General features: G+C 32.7%; 10 protein-coding genes. 6 read left to right on the top strand and 4 right to left on the bottom strand.

Annotated features, from left to right (window positions below):
- The 4 genes from ACN5J3_RS06115 to ACN5J3_RS06100 form a co-directional block, all read right to left on the bottom strand.
- Positions 1–2,763, bottom strand: coding sequence for a TonB-dependent receptor (locus ACN5J3_RS06115; RefSeq protein ID WP_418511131.1), 2,763 nt, complete (start codon positions 2,761–2,763; stop codon positions 1–3).
- Between the two features lie 189 nt (positions 2,764–2,952).
- A complete protein-coding gene (gene glmS / locus ACN5J3_RS06110) occupies positions 2,953–4,800 on the bottom strand; it encodes a glutamine--fructose-6-phosphate transaminase (isomerizing) (RefSeq protein WP_418511130.1) in 1,848 nt (615 codons plus the stop codon).
- A gap of 13 nt (positions 4,801–4,813) precedes the next feature.
- The gene (locus tag ACN5J3_RS06105) at positions 4,814–6,409 is read right to left on the bottom strand and encodes a DUF4270 domain-containing protein (RefSeq protein WP_418511129.1); all 1,596 of its coding nucleotides are present in this window, start codon (positions 6,407–6,409) and stop codon (positions 4,814–4,816) included.
- A 23-nt stretch (positions 6,410–6,432) separates the two neighbouring features.
- On the bottom strand, positions 6,433–7,242 hold the full coding sequence (locus ACN5J3_RS06100) for a glycogen/starch synthase (RefSeq protein ID WP_418511128.1): 810 nt from the start codon (positions 7,240–7,242) through the stop codon (positions 6,433–6,435).
- A gap of 111 nt (positions 7,243–7,353) precedes the next feature.
- Between ACN5J3_RS06100 and panC the strand changes: the two genes are divergently transcribed.
- The 6 genes from panC (at position 7,354) to ACN5J3_RS06070 (ending at position 12,751) form a co-directional block, all read left to right on the top strand.
- Positions 7,354–8,202, top strand: coding sequence for a pantoate--beta-alanine ligase (gene panC, locus ACN5J3_RS06095; RefSeq protein ID WP_418511126.1), 849 nt, complete (start codon positions 7,354–7,356; stop codon positions 8,200–8,202).
- Positions 8,203–8,215: 13 nt separating this feature from the next.
- Positions 8,216–8,566, top strand: coding sequence for an aspartate 1-decarboxylase (gene panD, locus ACN5J3_RS06090; RefSeq protein ID WP_344726639.1), 351 nt, complete (start codon positions 8,216–8,218; stop codon positions 8,564–8,566).
- Positions 8,567–8,569: 3 nt separating this feature from the next.
- A complete protein-coding gene (locus tag ACN5J3_RS06085) occupies positions 8,570–9,526 on the top strand; it encodes a lysylphosphatidylglycerol synthase transmembrane domain-containing protein (protein ID WP_418511125.1) in 957 nt (318 codons plus the stop codon).
- An 87-nt stretch (positions 9,527–9,613) separates the two neighbouring features.
- A complete protein-coding gene (locus ACN5J3_RS06080; protein ID WP_418511124.1) occupies positions 9,614–10,759 on the top strand; it encodes an alpha/beta hydrolase in 1,146 nt (381 codons plus the stop codon).
- The gene (radA, locus tag ACN5J3_RS06075) at positions 10,759–12,117 is read left to right on the top strand and encodes a DNA repair protein RadA (RefSeq protein ID WP_418511123.1); all 1,359 of its coding nucleotides are present in this window, start codon (positions 10,759–10,761) and stop codon (positions 12,115–12,117) included. Before ACN5J3_RS06080 ends, radA begins: the two co-directional genes overlap by 1 nt.
- A 13-nt stretch (positions 12,118–12,130) precedes the next feature.
- Complete coding sequence (locus tag ACN5J3_RS06070) at positions 12,131–12,751, top strand: hypothetical protein (RefSeq protein WP_418511122.1); 621 nt, start codon at positions 12,131–12,133, stop codon at positions 12,749–12,751.
- Positions 12,752–12,775: the final 24 nt, after the last annotated feature.

Below are 12,775 nucleotides of genomic sequence, written 5' to 3'. Positions count from 1 at the left end.
TTATAAATTATTAATTGTCCAAGATACATAGTACATAGAACCGATGTAACCAGTACCTATAGCTGTAAAGTATTCGTCACCAAGAATGTTTGTGGCACCAACTTTAAATGATGATTTAATTTTAGGTACACGGTAATTAAGTTGAGCGTCTAAAGTATGGTAAGCAGGGATGTCTCCATCTCCAAAAGTAGCTTGCCAGTAGTAATCGTCACTCCATCTCCATGCTACGTTAAATCCGAAATTTTTAAACAAGTCTGTTTTCCCAAAAGAAGCTTTTACTTTGTGCTCTGGAGTGTTAAAGTTTGTTCTAAAATCAGGGAAAGCAGCTTGATCAAAATCTTGTTTAGTATACGTGTAATTTACACCTAAATCAAAACCATTAAGCACTTTTGTAGATAACCCAATTGATCCACCATAAGAGTTAATATCAGCATCAGAGTTTGTATATGTTTGATATGTGATATAATCATCAGAGTCAATTGCATCAATAGAAAGTGCATTGTCACCTACTTGACCATAAAGAGGCGCAATAACGTTTTCACCAGAAATAAAGTCTTTGTATTTGTTGTAGTATAAACTTAAATCAATGATTGTGCTATTAAGTTTACCTCTATAACCAACTTCAAAAGATGTTACTTGCTCTGGTTCAACAATATTAGAGTTTCCTACTCGTAAAAGTTGTGAAGCTTCCGCTAAAGGTGTTCCTGTTTTTCTTGCAGCTTCAAATGCTAATACTGAAGATTGTGTATAAGAGTTGTTATAAGCTGCAGCACCACTTTGCGTATATCTGTTTCCATCATTGGCATTGTATGTTCTTACATAGCGATCTAAATTTGTAGGTGCAGACCCTACTAAAATAGCTCTACCAGCATCAAGACCTATAAATAAATCTTGCGTTGTTGGGTTTCTAAAACCTGTTTGGTAAGAAGCTCTAATGTTGTGGTTTTCATTAACAGTTAAACCAGCTGAAATTCTAGGTGAAAAGAATCCGTCAAAAAATTCTGATTTATCATAACGAAGAGATCCTGTAAGCTTTAATTTTAAGCTTTCATTTAATTCTAATTGTTTTTGTAATTGAGTATACATACCAAATTCAGAATACTCGATTGCTTCGTTATAATCTGTATAAATTGTACCTGAAGAATTTAGGCTGTATCTTCTATAAGAACCACCAACTTGTACTTCAATAGCATCCCAAAGATGACTGAAATTATAATTACCATCTGCATGATAGTATTTTGAAGCATCTTTAAATTGAGATCCTTTAGAAAAATCTGGATCTTGAATTACTCTATTAAATGCATTATTGAATTGTGTTGATCCTGGAGCAAAACGACCATTATCAGCAACAGCACGAGCTGCAGCATGTTTTTGCTCGTCAGTTAAGCCTTGTGGGTTTCCACTTAATTCAATTCCTGCATAGGTTGATATGTAGTCTTCAAACCAGTCTTCATCACTTTTAAAAGCTCTGTTGATATTAATTCCAGTAAAAACCATATCATAAGAATCACCAGCTTTATCAGCAACCACATAACCTCTTAAAAAGAAATTATCATTTCTAACTTCGATTTTGTGTTGTTGTTGTGTAAAGTTATCAATGTAGTAACGGTTAGTTCCTTGATATATAGTTGAACCTGTTCCTACTTTTCCGACATATTGGATCTCAAAATCACTAGCCCATGGGCGATAGTATAAGCCCCAGTCAGCTTTAACACTTTCTGCATTATAATCAGTAAGGTCTGTTTCATTGTATCCTGTTCTACTTACAACAACATCTGGAACAACTCCTAATCCTCCTGAAGCGTCATGAATGTTTGTAGAAACTTCATCACCGTATACGTTATAACCATCATAGTCTACAGATGCTCTTGTAGCTCCACCACCAGGTTTTCCTTGCATGTTGTTAGCTACCCAGTCGGTACCTTTTAGCCATCCAAAGTTTACTTTAGCTGCAAATTTTTCGCTAAACTTATGAGCTACTCTTATACCTGCATCTCTATAAGTATTATCTCCAGCAGCATCTTGTGAAGTTATACCTTGTTTGTAATATCCGCTAATTCCAGTATGGTCAAAAGGGCTTTTACTTCTCATAAATAAAATACCGTTAAAGGCATTTGCTCCGTATAGTGCAGAAGCTGCACCAGGAAGTAATTCAACACTTTGAACATCTGTTTCATTCATACCTACTAAATTTCCAATTGGGAAATTTAAAGCTGGAGTAGAATTGTCCATACCATCTACTAACTGCATAAACCTTGTGTTTGCAAATGTTGCAAAACCTCTTGTGTTTATAGCTTTGAATGTTAAACTGTTTGTGTTTACATCTACACCTTTTAGGTTTTCTAAACCATCATAAAAATCTGCAGAAGCAGTGTTTTTGATTTCTTTTAACCCAAAACGCTCAACTGTTACAGGAGATTCAAATATACGTTCTGGAGTTCTAGAAGCAGAAATAACAACTTCATCTAAAGAAGTTCCTTCTTCAAGAATAAAGTTTATTACTTGGTTGTTTTCATTAACCTGTTCAGAAACTGAACCAAACCCTATACTACTAGCTTGAAGCGTAAAAGGAGGATTTTGGTCTAAGGTTAATGTAAAGTTACCATCAAAATCTGTTGATGTACCACTTGAGGTACCTACTACAATAACATTTGCACCAGGAATGGGCTGGCTATTATTATCTACAACCGATCCTGAAATTGTTGTTTGTGAGTAAGTTATACTGCATACAAACAACAATAAAATTGAAAGAATTGATCTCATCTTTTAGTTTTAGTTAATTATTTTAATAGCAATATAAATAATAAAATGAGAATTTTATGTTTTTTTTACAAAAAAGTATGCGCGCATAATATAATTTAATAAAAATACATGCCTAAAATTATGATATTCTTAATTGGTGAATTGTAGAATAATTGGTAAAATATTCGTTTACTGTAGTTTAAAAAATGATTATTCTACCGTTACGGATTTTGCTAAATTTCTAGGTTGATCAACATTTTTATCAAGCATCACAGCAATGTGATAAGATAGTAGTTGTAATGGAATTGTGGTTAATAAAGGAGTTAATGACTCTAACGTTTCAGGAACCTCAATAACATGATCTGCAAGTTTTTTTACAGTCTCATCACCTTCAGTTACAATACCAATAATTTTACCTTCTCTAGATTTAATTTCTTCTATATTGCTAACAACTTTTTCATAATGCCCCATTTTCGTAGCGATGACAACGATAGGCATGTTTTCATCAATTAAGGCTATTGGTCCATGTTTCATTTCAGCAGCAGGATAACCCTCTGCATGTATATATGAAATTTCCTTTAGTTTTAATGCGCCTTCTAAAGCAACAGGGAAATTGTAACCTCTTCCTAAATAAAGGCAGTTTTTAGCGTCTTTGTATATACTAGCTATAGTTTTGACGTTCTTATCAGAAAGTAATGTTTTTTCAACTTTTTCTGGGATAAGTTCTAATTCTATTAAGTGACGTCTAAAATCAGAGCTAGAAATTGTTCCTTTTGCTCTAGCTAATCTTAATGCAATTAACGTAAGTACGGTAATTTGTGTAGTAAATGCTTTGGTAGAAGCAACCCCTATTTCTGGGCCGGCATGTGTGTAGGCACCCGCATGGGTTTCTCTAGCTATAGATGAACCTACAACATTACAAACACCAAAAACAAATGCTCCTTTTGATTTAGCTAGTTTTATGGCCGCTAATGTATCAGCAGTTTCACCAGATTGTGATATTGCAATAACAATATCTTTTTCTGTTATTACAGGATTTCTGTATCTGAATTCTGAAGCATATTCAACTTCAACAGGGATTCTTGCTAAATCTTCAAAGATGTATTCAGAAACCAAACCAGCATGCCATGATGTTCCGCAGGCTACAACTATTATTCTATCAGCATTAAGGAATTTTTTCATATTATCCTCAACGCCTACCATTTTTATAATAGCTTCGTTAGAAAGAAGTCTACCTCTAAATGTGTCTAAAATAGCACGTGGTTGTTCGTATATTTCTTTTAGCATAAAATGCTCATAACCTCCTTTTTCAATTTGCTCTAAATTCATTTGAAGCTCCTGAACATAAGGATCTACTGATGAGTCATCTTTTATTTTTCTGATTTTTATTTCTTTACCTAGCCTTACAATTGCCATTTCTTCATCTTCAAGATATATGGCATTTTTTGTATATTCAATAAATGGAGAGGCATCACTTGCTATAAAAAACTCGTTGTCTCCAACGCCAACTGCAAGCGGACTTCCTAAACGAGCTATGACTATTTCGTCTGGTTTATTCTTGTCAAAAACGGCAATAGCATAAGCGCCTACAACTTGGTTTAGTGCAATTTGAACTGCTTTACCTAGTTTTGTTTTTTCTTTACGTTTTATGTCTTCTATAAGGTTGACTAAAACTTCTGTGTCGGTATCAGATTTAAAACTATAGCCTCTTGAAATTAACTCTTTTCTCAAAGCGCTATAGTTTTCTATTATACCATTGTGTATAATAACTAAATCACCAGAATTTGAGTAGTGTGGATGCGCATTAATGTCATTAGGAACACCATGTGTAGCCCAACGTGTATGTCCAATACCAATAGATCCTTTGGTTGTTGATTCTTTTTCTATGCGTGATTCTAGATCGGCTACCTTACCTTTTGTTTTACAAACATTTAGGTCTGTACCATCATATAGGGCTATACCAGCACTATCATAACCACGATATTCTAAACGTTTTAACCCTTCTAAAATGATTGGATATGCCTCTCTATGGCCTATATAACCTACAATACCACACATAAAATTATTCTATTTAATTATTTGGATCAGTGAAATATATTTCTAAATATGCTTTTTTGTCATCAGGAACACCAGCTGTGTTTCCATGTAAAACGGTTCCTCTAGGAGATAAAACTGTTGTTGTTGGAACAAAGTCATCTTCACTGTTTAAAGTAGCAGAATTTGTTTCTCCATTTATATTGGTAGTAACAAATAAACCTAATTTAAGGTTCAGAGAATCTCGTAATAAAATATTATTTAAATGTTCTGTAACTTGAATTTTATATTTAACACCGTTATTGTTACTATCTCTTTCTAATATTTTAGAGAAATTTATTTTTGAATAAAGCGGTAAAGCTGTATTTGTTGAAGTGTCATAAGAGTAGTCTATTATTGCCTCTTTATTTGTTAAGTCATAGAGCGTAACCCTGTCTGGTTCTTCTTGATTTACTATATCTTGGTTTACATAAAAAACTAAATTAGCTTCATTTATTAACCAATCCTCTTTTTTGCTTAAAAAGTATTCTTTAGAATCTACTGGGTTTCCATCTTCGTCAAGCATTTGGCCATTAAACAAGTCAATAACCGCCATTGATCCTTCTCCTCCTTTTATATATAGATTCTCATCTCCTGTTGTTGAATTAGCATTAGCATCTGCTTGATTTATAATGGTGTTTGATGGGTCGTTTTCAAAAATATTTAATTTATTTCCTGAAAAGATTAAGTTGTATTCGCTGTTAATTCTAGCGGTACCGGCATCATTTGGGTTAGAGTAAGTAACAACTATTGATGCATTTGTAAGGTCTAGCATCACCATATTTCCTGATTCGCTAACAGCTTCAGCTTTTAGTAATAGGCCCCTGAAATAGTCTTTAAAATTGTTAGCGTTACTAAATGCGGAAGTCCCTTCTTGAGAAAAAAACAAGTCATTCCAAAACGCTTCATTATCAGTACTGTTGAAAAGAGAAACTTGTAAGCTAGGTGTTATTCTTTCAACCTCTTCATCTTCTCCAGTATCTTCATTATATTCTGTTACTACTATTTCACTATTATTAGGGAAAAACTGTCCGTTTACAAAGAATTCTTCTCCATCTTCATTATCAATATTTAGTGCTTGACCAGCATTAGAATAGTATTTTTGAGATTCATCTAAATTATTAGGATTGTTGTCTCTCAAAAAATAAGTGTTTTCTCTGATTGTTAGTTTTATTGGAGAGCTGCCGTACAGTGAATCTATGTTGTACATTGCTAACCCATTTTCATCAGTAGTGTTAAGGTTTGTAACAAAGTAAGGGACTGTTAATATTACATCTACTATTTCTGGGTCTTCTCCAAAATCAGGGCTATAAGTTGTTGGGACTACTTGGCTAACAATTGATGCTGTAGTTTGACCATAAACAGGGTCGTTATAAACCCCAAGCAAATTACTTGATAAGTTGTTAGTCTGTACTGGTCCAGTTTTTTTATTGTAAGCAACAATAGGGAACTGCATTGAGTTAGTGTTGAAGTTTTTATAACCTTCTAAATCACTTTCTACAGAAGAGAAATCTCTTTCGCAGGCAATACATGTTATAGCAATAAGCAGTAATAAGCTTATTGATTTTAAAATATGATTTTCTTTCTTTTTCATTGTTTTTTTAAAGTACGTAAAATTTAATCTAATACTTCAGTATTGTAAAACTGTGTGTAAGCTTCACTGAATTCGTCTTTAGATTTATAATCTAAAACAGGTTTTTTAGAGTCTTTTAAATAATTTGTTAACTCGTCAGGAATTTCTTCAGACCCAATAATTAAAGCGTCAGAATGATCTATAGCAACTTTCATTAAGTTGTTGTAAGTTGGGTTTTCAAGCGTTTTTACAGCAGTTTTATCTATGTTGTCAAACTGAATTTTTTTGTGCATGTCTTTATTTAACGTTTCGTCAAAGCTTTGATTGTACACAGATGTAACTATTTTACTTTCATTAAATAAAGGCTCGTCTTTATAAAATTGCTTTAGGTATAATGGCAATAAGGACGCAAGCCAACCATGAACATGAATAATATCTGGAGACCAGTTTAGTTTCTTAACTGTTTCAATAACGCCTTTAGCAAAAAAGATAGCTCGTTCATCATTATCAGGGAATAAGTTACCGTCTTCGTCTGTAAGTGTTGCTTTTCTTTTAAAGTATTCGTCATTATCTATAAAGTAAACTTGAATACGCTCTTTAGGTATAGAAGCAACTTTAATAATTAGAGGCATATCTAGATCATTAATTACCAGATTTATACCAGAAAGTCTTATAACCTCATGTAATTGATGTCTCCTTTCATTTATATTGCCATACCTTGGCATAAATATTCGTATTTGACCTCCTAATTGATTCACCATTCTAGGTGCTTCAAATGACATAGAAGAAATTTCGGTTTCAGGTAAATAAGGCACTACTTCAGATGATACATACAATATCCTCTTATCTTTCATAAACTATCTTGTTTTTATGTGAATTCAGAATAAAAAACACGCAAAAGTACAAAATTTTATGCAGATTATCAGTAAAGTATTAAGTTTGCACCCGTTAATTTTTTATTAAAAGTGATTGTTCTAACTAAAAGGAAACAAATACAAGACCTAATAAGCTCATTAAAGGCTCAAGGTAAACGTATAGGCTTTGTACCAACTATGGGTGCATTGCACGAGGGACATATGTCTTTAGTAAAAGAAGGATTAGAAAATAATGACATACTTGTTGTTAGTGTTTTTGTAAATCCAACACAGTTTGATAATGCTGAAGATTTAGAAAAATATCCTAGAACATTAGAGCGAGATACAGCGCTTTTAAGCACAGTATCTAAAGATATTGTTATTTATGCGCCTTCTGTTGATGATATTTATCAAGGAAAAACAGAAGCCGAACATTTTAGTTTTGATGGATTAGAATTTGAAATGGAAGGGCAATTTCGCCAAGGTCATTTTGATGGTGTTGGTACCATAGTAAAACGTTTGTTTGAAATAGTAACTCCAGACAATGCTTATTTTGGAGAAAAAGATTTTCAGCAACTCGCCATCATAAAAAAACTGGTTCAAAAGCATAATTTACCAGTTGCCATTGTAGGTTGTAAAATTCACCGAGAAACAAATGGATTAGCAATGAGTTCTCGTAATGAACGACTAAAACCAGCGTATAAAAAAGCAGCACCTTTTATTTATAAAACACTAAAAGAAGCCAAAGAAAAGTTTGGCACAAAAAGTGCTAATAAGGTGGTGGAATGGGTTGAAAATCAGTTTAAAGAAAATGAATTATTACAGTTAGAATATTTTGTAATAGCTGATTCAGAAACATTAAAACCAATAAAAAGAAAGTCAAACAAAAAAGCATATAGAGCCTTTATAGCAGTATATGCAGATGATATTAGATTAATTGATAATATCGCCCTAAATTAATTATCTTTGCCGTATGCAAGTACAAGTAGTAAAATCGAAAATTCACAGAGTAAAATGCACAGGTGCAGATTTAAATTACATTGGTAGTATCACTATTGATGAAGATTTGATGGATGCAGCAAATATTGTACAAGGAGAAAAAGTTCAAATTGTAAACAATAACAACGGTGCACGATTAGAAACTTATGCAATCCCAGGACCAAGAAAAAGTGGTGAAATTACCTTAAACGGTGCGGCTGCAAGACTCGTGTCACCTGGAGATGTACTGATTTTAATCACCTATGGCTTTATGACTATGGACGAAGCAAAAGAATTTAAGCCTTCGTTAGTGTTTCCTGATGAAGCCACAAATCTTTTAAAATAGCGTGTGAATAGCAAGACAAAAAGTATACTAAAAATATCGCTCCCAATTTTATTGGGAGTTTTTTTAATATGGTATTCTTTGTCTAAAGTGCCCTTTAACGAATTATTAGAATACTTTAAAAACGCAAATTATTACTGGGTGTTTTTGGGTGTTTTCTTCGGTTTTTTAAGTCATTTGTCTCGGGCATATCGATGGCTTTATTTGTTAGAACCTATGGGATATAAGCCTAAACTTCCTAATAGTATCATGGCTGTGTTTTCTGCTTATCTTATCAATTATACAGTGCCGAGAGCTGGAGAAGTTGCAAGAGCATCGGTTTTGACAACTTACGAGCAAGTTCCTTTTGAAAAAGGTTTCGGAACCATAGTGGCAGAACGTGTTGCAGATATGATTCTGCTTTTGCTTATTATAGCCATAGCTTTATTTCTTCAATTTGACTACATTTATGCTTTTTTTATAGATAGGTTTAACCCATTTACTATAGCATTTGGTTTAGCTTTTTTAGCCATAATGTTTGGGCTTTTAATCTTGTTTATAAACAAAAGTCAATCTTCATTTGCAATAAAAATCAAAAATTTCATAAATGGTTTAAAAGAAGGTGTGTTTAGCATTTTTAAAATGAAGAAAAAATGGCAATTTATTGCGCATACAATCTTTATATGGATTATGTACGTGCTTATGTTTTATGTAACCACATTTGCCGTTGCTGAATTGCATGGTATTGCTTTTGGAGCTATATTGATAGGTTTTATATCCGCAAGTTTTAGTATTGCAGCTACAAATGGAGGTATAGGTTCTTATCCGGTTGCGATATTTGCTGCATTTGCAGTATTTGGTATTGCGCAATCACCAAGTATTGCTTTTGGTTGGATTGCTTGGTCATCACAAACATTAATGCTTGTGATTTGTGGTGGGTTTTCTCTTATATTTTTACCACTTTACAATAAAAAAAGATTGTAGAAGAATTTATATTCTTCTTAAAAAAACAATACACTTTTTTTAATCTTTATTTCATAACTTGCCGTTATAATATTCAATATACGCCTAATGAAAAAAATTATCTACGCACTTCTTGTTCTGTTTTCAGTGCAAGCGATACAGAGTCAGGTTATTTATGAGCCTTTAAAGTCTATCAAACTAGGAGAAACACGTGAGTTAAAAATCCAATTACCAAGAGGATATGACGATAGTGATAAAAGTTATCCAATAATTGTAGTTTTTGATGGTGATTACTTGTTTGAGCCAGTAGCAGGGAATGTTGATTATTATTCATACTGGGAAGATATGCCAGAAGCTATTGTTGTTGGAATAAACCAAATGGATAAACGATTTGATGATAGTTATTATTCAGAACAAAACTCATTACCAATAGAAACAGGGGCTGCTTTTTTTGAGTTTGTTGGCACAGAGTTAATTCCGCATATTGAAAAAAACTACCGAACAGAAAATTTTAGAGTAGCAGTAGGACATGGAGAAACAGCAAATTATATTAATTATTATCTATTAAAAGGTGTTCCGTTATTTCAAGCGTACGTTTCTATAAGTCCAGATTTAGCTCCAGATATGAATAGTTATCTTACGGAGAAAATGTCTAAACTTGAAAGTAAAGTTTTTTACTATTTAGCAACGTCTAGTGATGATGTAAAAAGTATAAAAGCTGATACTGAAACTTTAAATACAAGCATTTCGGCTATAGATAACAAAAACCTTCTTTTTAGTTTTGATAATTTTGAAGGGCCTTCGCATTATGCATTACCAGCTCATGCAATTCCTAATGCGTTAGAAGATATATTCTTTGTTTTCAGGCCAATAAGTATAAAAGAATATCGTGAAACAATTGTAAAATTAGAATCATCTCCTGTTGATTACCTTACAGAAAAATACCAAATGATAAAAGATTTGTTTGGTATAGAAAAGCCAATTCTTGTAAACGATTTTAAAGCCATAGAAGCTGCTATAAATAAATCTGAAAAGTATGAATACCTTGAAGAGTTAGGGAAAATTGCGAGAAAGCAATATCCTGAAACGCTTTTAGGAAGTTACTATATTGCACGTTTTTATGAGGAAACAGGCGAGCCAAAAAAAGCAATGAAAACCTATCAATCAGCATATGTTTTAGAGGAAATAGCAGGATTAACAAAAGATTTAATGCTCGAAAAAGCTGATGAAATTAAAGCAGATTTTGGATATTAATGGCTAAAGTAAAAACCACTTTTTTTTGTCAAAATTGCGGCACCCAATATTCTAAATGGCAAGGACAATGTACATCTTGTAAGGAATGGAATACCATTGCTGAAGAAGTAATACAAAAACCTGAAAAAAGCGATTGGAAATCTCCAACATCAGCCGCAAAAAGAACATCAAAACCATTACTAATTAATGAAATAGATGCTTCTCAAGATGCGCGATTAAATACAAATGATGAAGAGTTTAACCGTGTTCTAGGTGGTGGTATTGTTCCTGGATCTCTAACGCTATTAGGAGGCGAACCTGGTATAGGAAAAAGTACACTTTTGCTTCAGATAGCTTTAAAACTACCCTACAAAACGCTGTACGTCTCTGGAGAAGAGAGCCAAAAGCAAATAAAAATGCGTGCGCAACGTATTAATCCTAATAGTAATAACTGCTATATTTTAACAGAAACAAAAACCCAAAATATTTTCAGACAGATTGAAGATTTACAACCGGATATCGTTGTTGTAGATTCTATCCAAACATTGCACAGTGACTATATCGAGTCGTCTTCAGGGAGTATTTCTCAAATTAAAGAATGTACTACAGAACTTATAAAATTTGCCAAGGAAACAGCAACACCTGTAGTTTTGATTGGTCATATTACCAAAGATGGAAATATTGCAGGACCAAAAATCTTGGAGCACATGGTTGATACGGTTTTACAATTTGAAGGTGATCGTAATCATGTTTTTAGGATTTTAAGGGCAAATAAAAACCGTTTTGGTTCAACTAGTGAATTAGGTATTTATGAAATGCAGGGTTCTGGCTTAAGAGAAGTGTCAAACCCTAGTGAAATATTAATATCAAAAAAAGATGAAGAACTTTCAGGAAATGCCATTGCAGCAACACTAGAAGGTTTACGTCCTTTAATGATAGAAGTTCAGGCTTTGGTAAGTACAGCGGTTTATGGTACACCACAGCGTAGTGCTACTGGTTTTAATGCAAAGCGTTTAAATATGCTTTTGGCAGTTTTAGAAAAACGAGCAGGTTTTCGTCTTGGTGCAAAAGATGTTTTCTTAAACATTACAGGAGGAATTACTGTAGATGATCCAGCAATAGATTTAGCAGTAGTAGCTGCTATTTTGTCGTCAAATGAGGATGAAGCTCTTCAAAAAGACTTTTGTTTTGCAGCAGAGGTTGGCTTGTCTGGTGAAATCAGGCCTGTTCAGCGTGTTGAGCAACGTATTTTAGAAGCTGAAAAGCTAGGATTTTCAACCATTTTCGTGTCTAAATACAATAAAATTTCACTCAAGAATACAGTTATCAAGATTCAAATGATTTCGAAAATTGAGGATTTGGTAGATTTTATTGTTTAAATTTATTAGTGAAATGGTAGCTAATAATTCTTTTCAATTTTCAAAGAGAGATTTTTTTATAGTTGTATTATTTATTCTGTTTTTTCCAATTAAAACACAATTTTATAATGCCACGTATGTTTTATTTGACGCTTTGATAACCGATGGTCAAATATCAGAGGTTTTTACGTACAACTATTTGGGGTATTTACTCGGGTGTTTTGAAATACAACAGCTACAAGAGTCTTTAGGCTCAAAATTTGATGATTTTAATTTAATAGTAAATATAAGCTTATTTATAGTGGCTGTTGTAAGCTGGTATATGCTAAAAAACAGAACCTCTACAAAGAAAAACTTTAATTTAGTTGATTGGGTTTTGTTAGCTTTATTTAGTTTTTCTTTAGTTGATAGTCTTGAGTTTTTATTAGAATTTTTTAATAATATTTCAGTTTATATAATTGATATAAAAAAGCAAGTATTTCGAATTTTAGTAAATACTTCCATTTTATTTTTAGCAGGATATTTATTCTTTAAATGTTTTAATGTCACTATAAAAAAGAACATTCTTTATATTGTTTTCCCAGCATCAATTATCAGTTTTGTGGTTTGGTTTTTTTATTTAGGACCTATGATTTTGCCGATAGTTACAAAATAAGATAGCTTAATAGGTTTTTCGATA

This window comes from Corallibacter sp., from assembly GCF_048381695.1.
Classification (GTDB): Bacteria; Bacteroidota; Bacteroidia; order Flavobacteriales; family Flavobacteriaceae; genus Corallibacter; species Corallibacter vietnamensis.
The sequence above is the reverse complement of the archived record's forward strand: the minus strand, read 5'-3'. Positions and strand labels throughout refer to the sequence as shown.

Bases quoted from the DNA above. Each gene is read 5' to 3' on its own strand.
- ACN5J3_RS06080 (WP_418511124.1), top strand. From the start codon at position 9,614: ATGAAAAAAATTATCTACGCACTTCTTGTTCTGTTTTCAGTGCAAGCG.
- ACN5J3_RS06100 (WP_418511128.1), bottom strand. From the start codon at position 7,242: ATGAAAGATAAGAGGATATTGTATGTATCATCTGAAGTAGTGCCTTAT.
- radA (WP_418511123.1), top strand. From the start codon at position 10,759: ATGGCTAAAGTAAAAACCACTTTTTTTTGTCAAAATTGCGGCACCCAA.
- ACN5J3_RS06115 (WP_418511131.1), bottom strand. From the start codon at position 2,763: ATGAGATCAATTCTTTCAATTTTATTGTTGTTTGTATGCAGTATAACT.
- panD (WP_344726639.1), top strand. From the start codon at position 8,216: ATGCAAGTACAAGTAGTAAAATCGAAAATTCACAGAGTAAAATGCACA.
- ACN5J3_RS06105 (WP_418511129.1), bottom strand. From the start codon at position 6,409: ATGAAAAAGAAAGAAAATCATATTTTAAAATCAATAAGCTTATTACTG.
- glmS (WP_418511130.1), bottom strand. From the start codon at position 4,800: ATGTGTGGTATTGTAGGTTATATAGGCCATAGAGAGGCATATCCAATC.
- ACN5J3_RS06070 (WP_418511122.1), top strand. From the start codon at position 12,131: ATGGTAGCTAATAATTCTTTTCAATTTTCAAAGAGAGATTTTTTTATA.